This is a genomic window from Arsenophonus sp. aPb, from assembly GCF_029873475.1.
In the GTDB taxonomy this organism is placed as follows: Bacteria; Pseudomonadota; Gammaproteobacteria; order Enterobacterales; family Enterobacteriaceae; genus Arsenophonus.
This window is the reverse complement of the sequence record NZ_CP123499.1, coordinates 3,001,605-3,018,728: the sequence shown is the minus strand read 5'-3', so window position 1 is coordinate 3,018,728 and position 17,124 is coordinate 3,001,605. Positions and strand designations below refer to the sequence as shown.

The following is a 17,124-nucleotide window of genomic DNA, read 5'->3' as shown; positions in this document are numbered from 1 at the left end:
TAATAAGCGATAACAAACTCTGAATTTAGGTTGGTGCCTGGCCTTATCCAGGCCCCGTCCAAGACCGTAGGTGTAAGTGATTACTTAATATCCTACGTAGACGGTGACAGAGCCACTAAGATTAATTTCTGGATTCTGCTCACCGTATTTAACGCTCAAACATATGGGATGTTTTGAGTGATGTGAGTCCCGGGATAACCCGGTTAATCCAGGAGCAAGAAGCTAATGGCACTAAATCTTCAAGACAAACAAGCGATTGTTGCTGAAGTCAGCGAAGTAGCCAAAGGTGCGCTGTCTGCAGTTGTCGCGGATTCCCGCGGTGTAGCTGTAGATAAAATGACTGAACTGCGTAAAGCAGGTCGCGAAGCCGGTGTTTATCTTCGTGTTGTTCGTAATACGTTGATGCGTCGTGTTGTTGAAGGTACTACTTACGAGTGCCTTAAAGAAGCGTTTATTGGTCCAACCTTGATTGCTTTTTCTAAAGAACATCCGGGCGCAGCAGCTCGTTTGTTTAAAGAATTCGCGAAAGCGAATCCAGCATTCGAGATTAAAGCAGCAGCCTTTGAAGGAGAGTTTATTCCAGCGAATCAAATTGATCGTTTGGCAACTCTTCCAACTTACGAAGAAGCAATTGCACGTCTGATGTCAACCATGAAAGAAGCCTCTGCAGGTAAATTGGCTCGCATTATGGCGGCACTACGTGACCAGAAAGAAGCTGCTTAAGCCTATTTCCGTCGTTGCTTTTTAACGTATAAAATATTTCTGAATTTTAGGAACCCTTGTTATGTCTATAACTAAAGAACAAATTCTTGATGCAGTTGCAGCTATGTCTGTAATGGACGTTGTTGAACTGATCACTTTGATGGAAGATAAATTTGGTGTTTCTGCTGCGGCAGCAGTAGCAGTTGCAGCACCAGGTGCAGCTGAAGCAGCTGAAGAAAAAACTGAATTTGATGTTATCTTGTCTGCTATCGGTGCTAACAAAGTTGCAGTTATTAAAGCTGTTCGTACGGCAACTGGTTTAGGACTAAAAGAAGCTAAAGACATGGTAGAATCAGCGCCAGCAACAATTAAAGAAGCAGTAAGCAAAGAAGAATCTGAAACATTGAAGAAATCGCTGGAAGAAGCGGGTGCTTCTGTTGAAGTTAAATAAGCTTTGCTTTAAGTTGGCAGCCTGATTTTATAGGCTGACGGCTGGTGATTTTATAGTCACCAGCCTTTTTGCGCTATTAAAGTGTATTAGGGTATCAGTAATATTTCACACTGTTTAGTTACTGATTTATCCTTTCAATGCTTTTTGCTATTGACGACTTAATATACTGTGTTTATGACTCTGACAATTAAAGCTTGGTAGCCATATAATGCAATGAAATGATTTAAGAGTAATAGCAATAAGTATTATGGAAAATAATCTGTTTTCCGTTCCAAAAAATAGTGTTGCAGATGCTGTCCTTTAGGACGGACAGAGTGGGCCACTGATCAGCAAGCTGAGGAACCCTATGGTTTACTCCTATACCGAGAAAAAACGTATTCGTAAGGATTTTGGCAAACGTCCGCAAGTTTTGGATGTTCCTTATCTTTTATCTATCCAACTTGACTCGTTCGCTAAGTTTATCGAGCAAGATTTAGAAGGTCAGAATGGGCTGGAAGCAGCATTCCGTTCTGTATTTCCAATTCAAAGTTATAGCGGCAATGCTGAATTGCAATATGTTAGCTATCGTCTTGGTGAACCTGTATTTGATGTTAAAGAATGTCAGATCCGTGGTGTCACTTATTCTGCTCCTTTACGGGTTAAACTACGTCTCGTTATTTACGAGCGTGAAGCACCAGAAGGCACAGTAAAGGATATAAAAGAGCAAGAAGTTTACATGGGTGAAATTCCACTCATGACAGATAATGGTACTTTTATTATCAATGGTACAGAGCGTGTTATTGTTTCTCAATTACATCGCAGTCCTGGCGTATTTTTTGATAGTGATAAAGGTAAAACGCATTCTTCAGGTAAGGTATTATATAATGCACGTATTATTCCTTACCGTGGTTCATGGTTAGATTTTGAATTTGATCCTAAAGATAATCTTTTCGTTCGTATTGATCGCCGTCGTAAATTACCGGCAACCATTATTCTACGTGCGATGGATTATGGTACCGAAGAAATCCTCAATCTCTTTTTTGAGAAGACGATTTTTCAAATCCGTGATAATAAGCTGTTAATGACGTTAATACCCGAACGTTTGCGTGGCGAAACAGCTTCTTTTGATATTGAAGCCAACGGTAAAGTCTATATCGAAAAAGGTCGCCGCATTACCGCACGTCACATTCGTCAGCTAGAAAAAGACAAAATTACTAGTATCGAAGTGCCTGTCGAATATATTGCAGGTAAAGTGGTCGCTAAAGATTATATTGATGAAAGTACCGGCGAATTGATCTGTACGGCGAATACAGAGCTTTCTCTGGATATATTGGCACGTCTAAGTCAAGGTGGTTATAAAACCATTGAGACCTTATTTACTAATGACTTAGATCATGGGGCATATATTTCAGAAACATTGCGTACTGATCCAACCAATGATCGTTTAAGTGCTTTAGTTGAAATTTACCGTATGATGCGCCCAGGTGAACCACCAACTCGCGAAGCGGCAGAAAATCTGTTTGAGAACTTATTCTTTTCTGAAGAGCGTTACGATCTTTCCGCTGTAGGACGGATGAAATTTAATCGTTCACTTGATCGTGATGCGATTGAAGGCTCAAGTATCTTAAGCAAACAAGATATCATTGATGTGATGAAAAAACTCATTGATATTCGTAATGGTAAAGGTGAAGTTGATGATATTGACCATTTAGGTAACCGACGTATTCGTTCGGTTGGTGAAATGGCTGAAAACCAATTCCGAGTTGGTTTAGTGCGAGTAGAGCGTGCGGTTAAAGAGCGTTTGTCATTAGGTGATTTAGATGCATTAATGCCGCAAGACATGATTAACGCGAAGCCAATTTCTGCTGCGGTTAAAGAGTTCTTTGGCTCAAGTCAATTATCGCAGTTTATGGATCAGAATAATCCACTGTCTGAAATCACACATAAACGTCGTATTTCAGCATTAGGCCCAGGTGGATTAACACGTGAACGCGCTGGCTTTGAAGTTCGTGACGTACACCCAACCCACTATGGGCGTGTATGTCCAATTGAGACTCCTGAAGGGCCAAATATCGGTTTGATTAACTCATTGTCTGTCTATGCACAAACCAATGAGTATGGTTTTTTGGAAACACCTTATCGTTTGGTACGGGATGGTATCGTAACTGATGAAATTCATTATTTATCAGCGATTGAAGAAGGTAACTACATCATTGCTCAGGCAAATACTGTTTTAGATGATGATGGTCGGTTTGTTGAAGAATTAATCACTTGCCGCAATAGAGGTGAATCCAGTCTATTTAGCCAAGACCAAGTAGAATATATGGACGTTTCAACCCAACAGGTTGTATCTGTTGGTGCTTCATTAATTCCATTCCTTGAGCATGATGACGCCAACCGTGCATTGATGGGTGCAAACATGCAACGTCAAGCAGTACCGACGTTACGCTCAGATAAACCACTGGTTGGAACGGGTATGGAACGTGCCGTTGCTGTTGACTCTGGAGTAACAGCAGTTGCTAAACGTGGTGGTACCGTCCAGTATGTAGATGCTTCACGTATTGTTATCAAAGTTAATGAAGATGAGATGTATCCTGGTGAAGCCGGCATTGATATTTATAATCTGACAAAATATACGCGTTCTAATCAGAATACTTGTATTAATCAGATGCCATGTGTTGCGCTGGGTGAGCCGATTGAGCGTGGCGATGTTTTGGCTGATGGCCCATCGACTGATTTAGGTGAATTGGCTCTTGGTCAAAATATGCGCGTTGCGTTCATGCCTTGGAATGGTTACAACTTTGAAGATTCCATTTTGGTCTCTGAACGAGTGGTACAAGAAGATCGTTTTACTACCATTCACATTCAGGAATTAGCTTGTGTATCGCGTGATACTAAGTTAGGGCCAGAGGAGATTACTGCAGATATTCCTAACGTAGGGGAAGCTGCACTATCTAAATTGGATGAATCAGGAATTGTTTATATCGGCGCAGAAGTAACGGGCGGCGACATTCTGGTTGGTAAGGTAACACCGAAAGGTGAAACCCAATTAACGCCAGAAGAGAAACTGCTGCGCGCTATTTTTGGTGAAAAAGCTTCTGACGTCAAAGATTCTTCACTGCGGGTACCAAATGGGGTATCAGGAACGGTTATTGATGTGCAAGTCTTTACACGCGACGGTGTAGAGAAAGATAAACGAGCATTAGAAATTGAAGAAATGCAGCTTCGGGATGCGAAGAAAGACTTAACTGAAGAGTTGCGTATCTTTGAAGCCGGTTTATTTGCCCGTATCAGAGCAGTACTAACTAATGGCGGTATTGAAGGTGAGAAGCTAGATAAATTACCGCGTGAGCGTTGGTTAGAATTATCATTGAAGGATGAAGAAAAACAAAATCAGTTAGAGCAATTGGCTGAGCAGTATGATGAGCTTAAAGCTGAATTTGAGAAGAAGCTAGAGGCTAAACGTCGTAAGATCACTCAAGGTGATGATTTAGCGCCAGGCGTATTGAAAATCGTCAAGGTTTATTTGGCAGTAAAACGTCAAATTCAACCAGGCGATAAAATGGCTGGTCGGCATGGTAACAAAGGGGTTATTTCCAAAATTAACCCAGTTGAAGACATGCCTTACGATGAAAGTGGTAACCCTGTTGATATCGTTTTGAACCCACTGGGCGTACCATCACGTATGAATATTGGTCAGATTCTGGAAACCCATTTGGGAATGGCTGCTAAAGGTATTGGCGACAAGATCAATACCATGCTGAAACAACAGCGTGAAGTAGCTAAATTGAGAGAATTTATTCAGAAAGCTTATGACTTAGGAGATGATCCTCGTCAAAAAGTTGATCTCAGTACCTTTTCTGATGAAGAAGTTCTGCGGTTAGCACATAATTTGAAGAAAGGTATGCCAATTGCAACACCAGTCTTTGATGGTGCAAAAGAAAAGGAAATCAAAGAACTATTGACTTTAGCTGAGTTGCCGACTTCTGGTCAGATTACATTGTATGATGGCCGTACAGGCGAGAAATTTGAACGTCAGGTGACAGTTGGTTATATGTATATGCTGAAACTGAATCATCTTGTTGATGATAAAATGCATGCGCGTTCAACAGGCTCCTATAGTCTGGTTACTCAACAACCGTTGGGTGGTAAAGCACAGTTTGGTGGTCAGCGTTTTGGTGAGATGGAAGTTTGGGCTCTGGAAGCATATGGCGCCGCTTACACCTTGCAAGAAATGCTTACCGTTAAATCCGATGATGTGAACGGACGTACTAAGATGTATAAAAACATCGTAGACGGCAACCATCAGATGGAACCAGGGATGCCGGAATCTTTCAATGTATTGTTGAAAGAGATCCGCTCGTTGGGTATTAACATCGAACTGGAAGACGAGTAATAAGTGATGTTGTAAAGCCTAGTAGCGACTAAGTTTTACAAATTGTTACACTGGGTTTAGGAGGAAGTGGCTAAAACCGCTTCCTCGCAGGTTTAACTCCGACAGGAGCCATTCCGTGAAAGACTTATTAAAGTTTCTGAAAGCACAGACTAAAACCGAAGAGTTTGATGCGATCAAGATTGCTCTGGCCTCTCCAGATATGATCCGTTCATGGTCATTTGGTGAAGTGAAAAAGCCAGAAACGATTAACTACCGAACGTTCAAGCCTGAACGTGATGGTCTTTTCTGTGCACGTATTTTCGGGCCAGTTAAAGATTATGAATGTTTGTGTGGTAAATACAAACGATTAAAACACCGAGGTGTGATTTGTGAAAAATGTGGTGTTGAGGTCACTCAGACTAAAGTACGTCGTGAGCGTATGGGTCATATTGAGTTGGCTTCACCGACAGCACATATCTGGTTTTTAAAATCATTACCATCACGAATTGGTTTGTTGCTTGATATGCCTTTGCGTGATATTGAGCGGGTGCTCTATTTCGAATCCTATGTTGTGGTCGAAGGGGGTATGACAAGCTTAGAACGTGGACAGATCTTGACTGAAGAGCAATATCTTGATGCTTTAGAAGAGTTTGGTGATGAATTTGACGCCAAAATGGGCGCGGAAGCGATCCAATCTTTGCTAAAAAATCTTGATTTGGAGCAAGAGTGTGAAGTATTGCGTGAAGAGTTAAATACAACTAACTCTGAAACTAAACGTAAAAAATTAACTAAGCGTATCAAACTACTAGAAGCGTTTATTCAGTCTGGTAATAAGCCTGAGTGGATGATTCTGAATGTATTACCGGTATTACCGCCGGATTTGCGTCCGCTTGTTCCGCTAGATGGCGGCCGCTTTGCTACTTCTGATTTAAATGATTTATATCGTCGCGTTATTAACCGTAATAATCGTTTAAAGCGTCTATTGGATTTGGCGGCGCCTGATATCATTGTACGTAATGAAAAACGCATGCTGCAAGAAGCAGTTGACGCATTGCTGGATAATGGTCGTCGTGGACGAGCGATTACTGGTTCGAATAAACGTCCACTGAAATCTTTGGCCGATATGATCAAAGGTAAGCAAGGGCGTTTCCGCCAGAACTTACTCGGTAAGCGAGTTGATTATTCAGGCCGTTCCGTTATCACGGTTGGTCCTTATCTTCGCTTGCACCAATGTGGTTTGCCTAAGAGAATGGCGTTAGAATTATTTAAGCCATTTATTTATGGTAAATTGGAGTTACGTGGATTAGCGACAACGATCAAAGCGGCTAAGAAGATGGTTGAGCGTGAAGAAGCCGTTGTCTGGGATATTCTCGATGAAGTGATTCGTGAACATCCAGTGATGCTAAACCGCGCGCCAACACTGCATCGTCTCGGAATCCAGGCATTTGAACCTATTCTGATTGAAGGTAAAGCCATTCAGTTACACCCATTAGTGTGTGCTGCTTATAACGCTGACTTTGACGGTGACCAGATGGCTGTTCACGTCCCTCTGACTTTAGAAGCACAGTTAGAAGCACGAGCCTTAATGATGTCGACAAATAATATTTTGTCGCCAGCCAGTGGTGAACCTATCATTGTACCTTCTCAAGACGTAGTGCTTGGTTTGTACTATATGACACGTGATTGTGTAAATGCTGAAGGTGAAGGCTTGGTATTGTCTGGACCGAAAGAAGCTGAGCGAGTTTATCGTGCAGGCTTAGCATCCTTACATGCTCGCGTTAAAGTACGTATTACAGAAGAAGTGCGTGATGGTGAAGGTAATGTTGAGACTGGAACTCAGTTAGTTGATACCACCATTGGTCGTGCTATCTTATGGATGATCGTACCAAAAGGTCTGCCATACTCATTGGTTAATCAGCCGTTGGGTAAAAAAGCAATTTCTAAAATGCTTAATACTTGTTACCGCGTTTTAGGCTTAAAACCAACGGTTATCTTTGCCGACCAGATCATGTACACCGGTTTTGCTTATGCAGCTCGTTCTGGTGCTTCTGTTGGTATTGACGATATGGTGATACCGGAGAAGAAAGCCAGCATCATTGCTGAAGCTGAAGCTGAGGTTGCTGAAATTCAAGAACAGTTCCAGTCGGGCTTGGTTACTGCGGGTGAACGTTATAACAAAGTTATTGACATTTGGGCTGCGGCTAATGAGCGCGTCGCAAAAGCGATGATGGAAAATTTATCCACTGAAACCGTTGTTAACCGCGATGGCCAAGACGAGCAACAAGTTTCGTTCAACAGTATCTTTATGATGGCTGACTCTGGTGCGCGTGGTTCTGCGGCACAGATCCGGCAGTTAGCAGGTATGCGTGGTTTGATGGCGAAGCCGGATGGTTCGATTATTGAGACACCAATCACAGCTAACTTCCGTGAAGGCCTGAACGTATTGCAATACTTCATTTCAACGCACGGTGCGCGTAAAGGTCTAGCCGATACAGCCTTGAAGACAGCAAACTCAGGTTATTTAACCCGTCGTTTAGTTGATGTTGCACAAGATCTGGTTGTCACTGAGGATGATTGTGGTACTCACGGTGGTATTTTAATGACACCGGTTATTGAAGGTGGTGATGTTAAAGAACCTTTACGTGAACGTGTCTTGGGTCGTGTCACAGCGGAAGATATATTAGTACCTGGTACAGCTGATATTTTAATACCACGTAACACCTTATTAAGCGAAAAATGGTGTGACGAACTGGAAGCCAACTCTGTTGATAGCGTAAAAGTGCGCTCTGTTGTAAGTTGTGAAACTGATTTCGGTGTTTGTGCGAAATGTTATGGACGTGATTTAGCGCGTGGTCATATCATCAATAAAGGTGAAGCAGTTGGTGTTATTGCGGCTCAATCAATCGGTGAGCCTGGCACACAGTTGACAATGCGTACATTCCACATTGGTGGTGCGGCATCACGTGCTGCTGCGGAATCGAGCATTCAGGTACGTAACAAAGGTAATATCAAACTGGTTAATGCCAAGTTTGTAAAAAATTCTGAAGGTCACTTAGTTATCACTTCTCGTAATACAGAATTGCGTGTGGTAGATGAATTTGGACGAACTAAAGAAAGCTATAAAGTACCTTATGGCGCACACCTTAATAAAGGTGATGGTGACGGTGTTAATGGTGGTGAAACCGTTGCGAACTGGGATCCACATACCATGCCAGTTATCAGTGAAGTTGCGGGTATTATTCGTTTCTCTGATATGGCAGATGGACAATCTATTATACGTCAGACAGATGAACTAACGGGCTTATCATCAATTGTTGTGCTTGATACAGCAGAGCGTACGGCGGGTAGTAAAGATTTACGTCCTGCATTGCGTGTTGTTGATGCGAAAGGCAATGATGTATTAATTCCGGGTACTGACATGCCAGCGCAATATTTCTTGCCTGGTAAAGCGATTGTTCAATTGGATGATGGTGCGGCGATTAATATTGGTGATACCTTAGCGCGTATTCCACAAGAATCGGGTGGTACCAAGGATATTACTGGTGGTTTACCACGGGTTGCAGATCTATTCGAAGCGCGTCGACCAAAAGAACCGGCTATTCTGGCTGAAATTAGTGGTATTATTTCTTTTGGTAAAGAAACTAAAGGTAAACGTCGCTTAGTAATCACACCGATAGATGGTGGTGATGCATACGAAGAGATGATCCCTAAATGGCGTCAGCTTAATGTCTTTGAAGGTGAGCGTGTTGAGCGTGGTGATGTGATTTCTGATGGTCCGGAATCACCGCATGATATTTTACGTTTGCGTGGAGCGCATGCTGTTGCTCGTTATATCACGAACGAAGTCCAAGAAGTTTATCGTCTACAAGGCGTTAAAATTAACGATAAACATATTGAAGTTATCGTTCGGCAGATGTTACGTAAGGTGACAATTGCTGATGCTGGTAGCTCTGAATTCTTGGAAGGTGAACAAGTAGAGTATGCTCGCGTTAAAGTAGCGAACCGCAAATTAGAGCAAGAAGGGAAAGTGCCTGCGACCTTTAGTCGTGATCTGCTAGGTATTACCAAAGCGTCTCTGGCGACAGAGTCCTTTATCTCAGCAGCGTCATTCCAGGAAACAACCCGTGTGCTTACTGAAGCGGCGGTTGCTGGCAAACGTGATGAACTTCGTGGTTTGAAGGAGAACGTCATTGTTGGCCGCCTAATTCCTGCTGGTACAGGCTATGCCTATCACCAAGATCGGATGCGTCGCCGTCACATGGTCAATGAACCGATTGAATCATCACAAGTTAGTGCTGATGAGGCAACGGCGAATTTGGCAGAATTGCTAAATGCTGGTTTTGGTAACCAAGACCACGAATAATGCAGCTTGATCTGAAAAAAATGCCCTCATAACGAGGGCATTTTTATAGCTATATTATGGAGAATATTAAATTAATGATACGCTGCCGTTATATTACTTTATATACATTAAGTATTTTTATTTCTTTTTTTCTCAGTTTTCCACTTTATGCGGAAAACAGCATGGTTCCCTTGTTAGAAAAGCGTCTTAATGCTGAGTTCAGTCAACCAATGAAAGTTAACCAAGATAGTGTGATTTATGCAGTCGTGGGAGGAAAAATACGGCAGGCTGGTTGGTTATTGAAAAATTCGGTTTTACTTATGCAACCGGCGAAAAATAATTTTTACCGTTTTCATTTTGGCAATAGTGATGGTTATATTACTCAGCAACAAGCTTCTGAGGCAAAACAAAATCAGTTTCCTGCTGATACTTTAAAACAATTAGATAAGCCAGTTTATGACTATTTAGTGACGACAGAACAAACAGCTATCTATGAAGATGCAGATGAAAAAAGCAAGATTATTGGTTTTCTTTCCGCTAATTTACGTTATCCAGTGCTGAATCGAATAGCGAAGAATGTTAAGTACAACACATCATCCCTGAACTCTTGGTTTATTATTGATCTTGGTGGCAGACTGGCTTTTATTGATGGTCAGGATGTTTCATTAGATAAAGGGATCCCAATTCTGACTTATCATCATTTACTGCCTGATAATGAAAATAAATTATTTCGTCATACCTCAACTACCACCTCGGTAGCAGCCTTTAAAGCACAAATGGATTACTTAAAACAAGCAGGTTATCAGACAATTACGTTAGATGAAGTCGATGGTTATTTAAAGAAAAAAATTAATTTACCGGGTAAGGTAGTCAGTATAACCTTTGATGATGGTTTAAAATCAGTTTATCGCTATGCTTATCCTATCTTAAAAGCTCATGGACAGCTAGCAACGCTTTTTGTCATCTCCTCACGTATTAAATTTCATGATCAAAAATGGAATCCGAATGGTTTACAATTTATGAGTAGACATGAGTTGAAAGACAGTCGTGATGTTTTTGATATTCAATCTCACTCCCATTTTCTGCATAGATTAGATAATAAAAACCAACCAATTATTTTTAGCCGTTCTTATCGTACGGTAAAACTTGATTTTAGCCGTTCCAGGCGTGAGTTAGCACCATTTAATCCCTTTCAACGTTACTTAGCTTATCCTTTTGGTGCATATAATAGACAAGTGATAGATGCGGCTGAGGCTTCGGGTATGACTTTGGCACTGACGACTATTCAGGGTAAAGTGAAACTGGGTGATAATCCTTATGCCTTAAAACGGTTATATGCCTTGCGCGATGATCCAATAGAAAAATTTGCGCAAATGGTGGGTAATGGGGAGCAACAAATTATTAATAAAGACATTATTGTTGATCAATAAAGACGAGTTATAAAGCTAATACGGAAGGTTAGACCGTGAATAGACAAATTTAATTCTATTTGGCAGGTTGAAGGAAACTAATTAAAAAATTAATAACTTGATTCAGTAAACCGATTATCACCACCGATTAAGGTGGTGTTTTATTAACGTCCTAAATGGTTATCCCAATCTTTCCAAACAGGTTGAAGTCCAGCATTGATAATGACTTTAGCGATGGTTTCTGCGCTGCGGTCATCATAGATAGCAAATTGTTCCAACGCTTGATGATTGTTAGCATAACCACCGGGTTGGGTTCTTGAGCCCGCGCTAAGGTTATTGATAACCAGTGGAATAATATTATCACGAAAAAAGGGGGATTCGCGGGTGGATAATGAAAGCTCGACTTCGGGTGCCAATAAACGGAAAGCGCAAATTAATTGCACTAATTCTGCTTCGTGAATGGTAGATGCCGGTTGAATACCACCAATACAGGCGCGTATTCGTGGGAAAGAAATAGAATAGCGGCTTTTCCAATATTTTTTCTGCAGATAAAATAGATGGCTTGCCACTTGATAATAGTCAACCCGCCAATTATTGGATAATCCGATTAGTGCCCCTAAACCAATTTTATCAATACCGGCCTGACCAAGGCGATCCGGTGTCTCTAGCCGCCAAAAAAAATCTTGTTTTTTTCCACGTAAATGGTGTTGCTGATAAGTTGGTTGATGATAAGTTTCCTGGTATACCAGTACACCATCTAAGCCAATTTTTTTTAGCTCCCTATATTCTGCTATTGTTAATGGCTGAACCTCCATTAATACCGAACTAAAATATTGTCTAACTAATGGTATATATTGGCGAAAATAGTTCATTCCCACTTTGCTTGGATGTTCACCGGTCACAAGCAATAAATTATTGTATCCAATGGAACGTATCGCCTCGCATTCTGCAATAATCTCTGTTTCGTTAAGTGTTTTTCGTTTGATCGGGTTGTGCATAGAAAAACCACAATAAGTACAATCATTAGCGCATAGATTAGACAGATAAAGTGGCACATAAAGGCTAACAGTATTGCCAAAACGCTGGCGGGTTAATTTTTGCGCTTTTTGAGCAATAACTTCCAAATAAGGATAGGCCGCGGGTGAAATGAGAGCCATAAAATCATTCAATGACAGTCTATCTAAGCATATGGCTTTTTCAACTTCTTGAGCAGATTTACTGTTAATTTGTCTCGCCAGTTGATGCCAATCAAGTTGCTGGTAAATTTCAGTAAAAGCCGTCATTATTGAAATACCTCAAGGAATTGTGTTAAAGGGCTAGAGGGTGCGGCTTGATGGTGTTGCGCTGCAAGTCCGGCAGCTTGTACAATATCACCTGCTTCAGTGGCAATACGAAAGGCGTGTGCCATGGCAACAGGATCATTAGCAACGGCAATAGCGGTATTTACCAGTACAGCGTCGGCGCCTATCTCCAAGGCGGCTAATGCATGACTGGGTGCACCAAGTCCTGCATCGACAACAACCGGGATCGAGGCTTGTTCAATAATGATTTGTAGAAAATCATAGGTAATTAATCCTTTATTGCTACCAATAGGTGCACCAAGGGGCATAACAGCAGCACAACCAACCTCCTCTAAATGTCGGCACAAAACTGGATCGGCACTACAATAAGGTAAAACAATAAAATCTTCTTTTACCAACAATTCAGCCGCTTTCAACGTCTCAATCGGATCGGGTAATAAATATTTTGTATCGGGGTGGATCTCCAATTTTATCCAATTTGTGGCTAATGCATCACGAGCTAGGCGAGCAGCAAATAAAGCTTCTTGTGCATTTTTAGCACCAGAAGTATTCGGTAATAATTTGACGCCGATTTTTTGTAATGGCAGCAAAATGTCATCATTTTTATTGATTAAATCAACTCGTTTCATCGCCATGGTGACTAATTGACTGCCGGAAGCTTGAATGGCTTGGGTCATCAATGATGAATTAGCAAATTTTCCACTGCCAATAAATAAACGAGATTGAAAAACGGTATCAGCAATTTTTAACATAAATTAGCCTCCGGCAATAGCCTGGAATAACAGGATTTTATCTTGATGGTTAATATAGTGATGATTCCAATTTTCACGCGGAATAATGATCTGATTAATTGCTAGCGCAATACCTAACGAATTAAGTTTCAGATAATCAAATAACTGGATAATCGTGATCGAACTGTTAATTTCGATTAGTCGATCATTTAGCATAATGTGCATATTTATCTCCCGCTTCCACAAACTAAACAGCTTTTCGCTTTGCTAAGTTGCAAGGTATGCCAGCTATGTTGTTTACCATCGAATAATTTCAGTTTCCCACTGAGTGAGGAAGGTAAATTGACTAATAATTTAATCGCTTCTAAGGCTTGCAGTGTACCGATAACCCCAACAACCGGTCCTAAAACTCCGGCCGTGCGACAGTTGCGATAAGGTTCATTCATATCAGGATAAAGACAAGCGTAGCAACCTTGGCTATAGGGAGGTTCAAGAACTAACAATTGACCGTTGAAACCTAATGCACTGCCACTAATGAGTGTTTTTTTTTCCGCCACACACACCGCATTAATTGCCTGGCGAGTTGACATATTATCAGTACAATCCAATATCAAATCCGTATTGCGAACCAGCGTTTGCAGGGAATGATAGTTTTGTTTTTTGGCAAATGTTTTCACTATGGTTTGTGGATTGAGCTGATTAAGTTGTTTTGCTGCTAATGTGACTTTAGACTGCGAAATATCTTGCGTATGGTAAAGAATTTGTCGCTGTAGATTTGAAATATGCAGTTTATCATTATCGGCTAACCAGAGTTCGCCGACCCCGGCAGCAGCTAAATACAGGGCCGCCGGTGAACCTAGTCCGCCCAATCCCACAATAAGCACTTTGCTCGTTGTTAATTTTTGTTGGCCTTGATAACCGATTTCTTCAAGTAATATTTGGCGGTTATAGCGCATAAAAATAGCATCATCAAGCATGGATTATTTCCTTACCTTCGATGAAATGTAGTAGCTGAGTAACAACTTTGTACCAACTATGAGATTTTGTGATCGCACTAACCATTGCAATACCTCCTACGCCCGTTGCAAGCACTGCCGGAACGCGTGCTAAAGTAATACCGCCTATAGCAATAGTTGGGTAATCTGGTGTGACATTTACTTGCTGTTTTAGGCTGATTAATCCTTGCGGTGAGGAAGACATTAATTTTGTGCTAGTAGGAAAAATATGGCCTAATGCAATATAAGAGGGTCTTAACTGCTTTGCCCTGGCGAGTTCTTGTTGATTATGAGTTGAAATCCCTAAGCGCAAGCCCGCTTTTTGTAGGCGATTTAGATCAGCGAAATTAATATCCTCTTGCCCCAAATGGACGCCGTAGGCACCATGTTTTATAGCTAATTGCCAATAATCATTAATAAATAGGCGAGCTTGATATCGCTGGCTTAGCATAATTGCCTGCTTAATATCTGCTTCAAGGTTGTTGGCTAATGGATCTTTGATCCTTAATTGAACAGTGGTAACGCCGACGTTTAGCAAACGCTTTATCCACTCGACAGAATCAACAACTGGATACAGACCAAGTTTTTGTTCTGTCGATGCAAATGCGTGCTCAGGCCATTTTGTCATCGGAAATCGTCTCCATGCTGTGGTATAGCTCACTGCCCTGGGCGCGAAATGTTGTCGACATATGTGCCATTTGTGCGGCATGTTCACGGACTTCTTGCGAAATTTTCATTGAGCAAAATTTAGGGCCACACATTGAGCAAAAATGGGCCACTTTACCCGCTGCTTGTGGCAGTGTTTCATCATGGTAGGCACGTGCGGTTTCAGGATCGAGAGCGAGATTAAATTGATCTTGCCAGCGGAACTCAAATCGTGCTTTAGATAAGGCGTTATCTCGAATTTGCGCCCCAGGATGGCCTTTGGCGAGATCAGCAGCATGGGCGGCAATTTTATAGGTGATAAGACCTTGTTTTACATCTTCTTTATTAGGTAAGCCTAAATGTTCTTTTGGTGTAACATAACAGAGCATGGCACAACCAAACCAACCAATTAAAGCCGCACCGATACCTGAGGTAATATGATCATAACCTGGCGCGATATCGGTGGTTAAAGGCCCTAAAGTATAGAATGGCGCTTCATGACAATGGGTTAATTCTTCCGTCATATTACGGCGGATCATTTGCATTGGGATATGACCAGGGCCTTCAATCATAACTTGAACATCATGTTGCCAGGCTATCTTAGTTAATTCGCCTAATGTATATAATTCAGCAAATTGCGCTTCATCATTGGCGTCTTGTAAAGAGCCAGGTCGTAATCCATCGCCAAGGGACAAAGAGACATCATAAGCGGCACAGATTGCACAGATTTCCTCGAAATGGCTATACAAAAAGTTTTCCTGATGATGGGATAAACACCATTTCGCCATAATTGAGCCACCGCGAGAAACAATACCGGTTAATCGATTGGCGGTCATTGGTACATAACGTAATAAAACACCGGCATGGATAGTAAAATAATCTACACCTTGTTCGGCTTGCTCAAGAAGGGTGTCGCGAAATATTTCCCAGCTCAAATTTTCTGCAACGCCATTAACTTTTTCCAATGCTTGGTAGATTGGCACTGTACCAATGGGAACAGGGCTATTACGCAACAGCCATTCTCTCGTTTCATGGATGTAACGGCCGGTCGATAAATCCATAACGGTATCTGCTCCCCAATGTGTTGCCCAAATTAGTTTTTCAATTTCTTCTTCAATTGATGAAGTTACGGAGGAATTGCCGATATTAGCATTGACTTTCACCAAAAAATTTCGGCCAATAATCATTGGCTCGGATTCAGGATGGTTAATATTGGCTGGAATAATGGCACGTCCAGCAGCAACTTCTTGTCGAACAAATTCAGGGGTAATGTTGTTTGGCAGAGTAGCACTAAAGCTTTGACCAGGATGCTGTTGAGTTAATATTTTACTATTGATACGCTCCCGTCCCATATTTTCGCGGATCGCAATAAATTCCATTTCAGGTGTGATTATCCCTTGACGAGCATAGTGCAATTGCGTGACTCTTTTTCCGCTTTTGGCCCTTAATGGTTGTGGTCGGTAATTGAAACGTAGATGATTCAATCCGACATCAGCGAGTCGTTGTTGGGTAAAATAAGAGCTGGGCTTTTTAACTGGCTCAGTATCATTGCGATCGGAAATCCAATGTTGGCGGCATTTTTTTAAACCTACTTTAATATCCACTGTGATATCAGGATCGCCATAGGCACCTGAAGTATCATAAACAGGTATTGCCTCATTCTTTTCAAACAAAGGATTATCTTTTGTACCACCAACCAAGGTCGGAGAAAGTTGAATTTCACGCATAGGAACTTGGGTATTATAGTGATAACCTGTTAAATAGATCCGTTTTGAGTGGGGAAAACTGATATTTTGTAGGTTATCGAGAAAACGTTGTGCCGCTTCTCGTTGTGCTTTTCGTAGGGAACTGGTATTTGTTTTAACGCCAATATCACTGGTTGCAATAATATTCTTAGACATAGCAAATTCCTAAAATCATTACAAAGAGTTCACATAAAAGAGATAAATTGTATTGAGAAATTGCTTGTCTGGAGCTCGGTGAGAGTAATAGTATAATAATTGCGCTACTTACTTTTGATAAGTCAAAATCGCAGGTTGATTACTCTTGTTCCCTTCGCAGGTATTAGCCTGATCAGGTTCCGCGGATCCCGAATTAACGGTCTCAGCCTGTAGATAATGTTGAACCTACTAGGCACTCCGACAAGATAATGCCAGTATATAAGAGAGATAATGAAAACTGCAATGGATAACTT

Annotated in this window: 11 protein-coding genes and 1 riboswitch; of the genes, 5 read left to right on the top strand and 6 right to left on the bottom strand. The window is 41.4% G+C overall.

Annotated elements, in window-relative coordinates; all coding sequences use genetic code 11:
- The first annotated feature begins 225 nt into the window (after positions 1–225).
- The 5 genes from rplJ (at position 226) to QE177_RS13585 (ending at position 11,279) form a co-directional block, all read left to right on the top strand.
- The gene (rplJ, locus tag QE177_RS13605; protein ID WP_180558650.1) at positions 226–723 is read left to right on the top strand and encodes a 50S ribosomal protein L10; all 498 of its coding nucleotides are present in this window, start codon (positions 226–228) and stop codon (positions 721–723) included.
- Between the two features lie 61 nt (positions 724–784).
- Positions 785–1,153, top strand: coding sequence for a 50S ribosomal protein L7/L12 (gene rplL / locus QE177_RS13600; protein ID WP_026823567.1), 369 nt, complete (start codon positions 785–787; stop codon positions 1,151–1,153).
- A 346-nt stretch (positions 1,154–1,499) separates the two neighbouring features.
- Entirely contained in the window at positions 1,500–5,528 is a 4,029-nt protein-coding gene (gene rpoB / locus QE177_RS13595; RefSeq protein ID WP_280550436.1) for a DNA-directed RNA polymerase subunit beta, read from the top strand.
- Positions 5,529–5,643: 115 nt separating this feature from the next.
- Positions 5,644–9,870 carry a DNA-directed RNA polymerase subunit beta' gene (rpoC, locus tag QE177_RS13590; RefSeq protein WP_280550434.1) on the top strand — a complete coding sequence of 1,409 codons (4,227 nt, stop codon included), beginning with the start codon at positions 5,644–5,646 and terminating at the stop codon, positions 9,868–9,870.
- A gap of 74 nt (positions 9,871–9,944) precedes the next feature.
- Positions 9,945–11,279, top strand: a complete 1,335-nt coding sequence (locus QE177_RS13585; protein ID WP_280550432.1) for a polysaccharide deacetylase family protein — start codon at positions 9,945–9,947, stop codon at positions 11,277–11,279.
- Positions 11,280–11,422: 143 nt separating this feature from the next.
- Here QE177_RS13585 and thiH read toward each other — a convergent pair whose 3' ends face one another.
- From thiH to thiC, 6 genes are read right to left on the bottom strand one after another with little or no spacing between them, the layout of a single operon-like run.
- Complete coding sequence (thiH, locus tag QE177_RS13580) at positions 11,423–12,544, bottom strand: 2-iminoacetate synthase ThiH (RefSeq protein WP_280552289.1); 1,122 nt, start codon at positions 12,542–12,544, stop codon at positions 11,423–11,425.
- Positions 12,541–13,311, bottom strand: coding sequence for a thiazole synthase (locus tag QE177_RS13575; protein WP_280550430.1), 771 nt, complete (start codon positions 13,309–13,311; stop codon positions 12,541–12,543). The genes thiH and QE177_RS13575 overlap by 4 nt, the downstream gene beginning before the upstream one ends.
- Before the next feature lie 3 nt (positions 13,312–13,314).
- Positions 13,315–13,515: a sulfur carrier protein ThiS gene (gene thiS / locus QE177_RS13570; RefSeq protein WP_280550428.1), complete on the bottom strand. Its 201-nt coding sequence runs from the start codon at positions 13,513–13,515 to the stop codon at positions 13,315–13,317.
- Between the two features lie 2 nt (positions 13,516–13,517).
- A complete protein-coding gene (locus QE177_RS13565) occupies positions 13,518–14,267 on the bottom strand; it encodes a HesA/MoeB/ThiF family protein (protein ID WP_280550426.1) in 750 nt (249 codons plus the stop codon).
- The gene (thiE, locus tag QE177_RS13560) at positions 14,260–14,913 is read right to left on the bottom strand and encodes a thiamine phosphate synthase (protein WP_280550424.1); all 654 of its coding nucleotides are present in this window, start codon (positions 14,911–14,913) and stop codon (positions 14,260–14,262) included. Before thiE ends, QE177_RS13565 begins: the two co-directional genes overlap by 8 nt.
- Complete coding sequence (gene thiC, locus QE177_RS13555; RefSeq protein WP_280550422.1) at positions 14,897–16,831, bottom strand: phosphomethylpyrimidine synthase ThiC; 1,935 nt, start codon at positions 16,829–16,831, stop codon at positions 14,897–14,899. Before thiC ends, thiE begins: the two co-directional genes overlap by 17 nt.
- A gap of 132 nt (positions 16,832–16,963) precedes the next feature.
- A riboswitch (TPP riboswitch) is annotated at positions 16,964–17,081 on the bottom strand.
- Positions 17,082–17,124 lie beyond the last annotated feature (43 nt).

Excerpts from the sequence above, each read along its gene's own strand:
- rplL (WP_026823567.1), top strand. The coding sequence starts at position 785 with ATGTCTATAACTAAAGAACAAATTCTTGATGCAGTTGCAGCTATGTCT.
- QE177_RS13565 (WP_280550426.1), bottom strand. The coding sequence starts at position 14,267 with ATGCTTGATGATGCTATTTTTATGCGCTATAACCGCCAAATATTACTT.
- QE177_RS13585 (WP_280550432.1), top strand. The coding sequence starts at position 9,945 with ATGATACGCTGCCGTTATATTACTTTATATACATTAAGTATTTTTATT.
- rplJ (WP_180558650.1), top strand. The coding sequence starts at position 226 with ATGGCACTAAATCTTCAAGACAAACAAGCGATTGTTGCTGAAGTCAGC.
- thiE (WP_280550424.1), bottom strand. The coding sequence starts at position 14,913 with ATGACAAAATGGCCTGAGCACGCATTTGCATCGACAGAACAAAAACTT.
- thiC (WP_280550422.1), bottom strand. The coding sequence starts at position 16,831 with ATGTCTAAGAATATTATTGCAACCAGTGATATTGGCGTTAAAACAAAT.
- thiS (WP_280550428.1), bottom strand. The coding sequence starts at position 13,515 with ATGCACATTATGCTAAATGATCGACTAATCGAAATTAACAGTTCGATC.
- rpoB (WP_280550436.1), top strand. The coding sequence starts at position 1,500 with ATGGTTTACTCCTATACCGAGAAAAAACGTATTCGTAAGGATTTTGGC.
- QE177_RS13575 (WP_280550430.1), bottom strand. The coding sequence starts at position 13,311 with ATGTTAAAAATTGCTGATACCGTTTTTCAATCTCGTTTATTTATTGGC.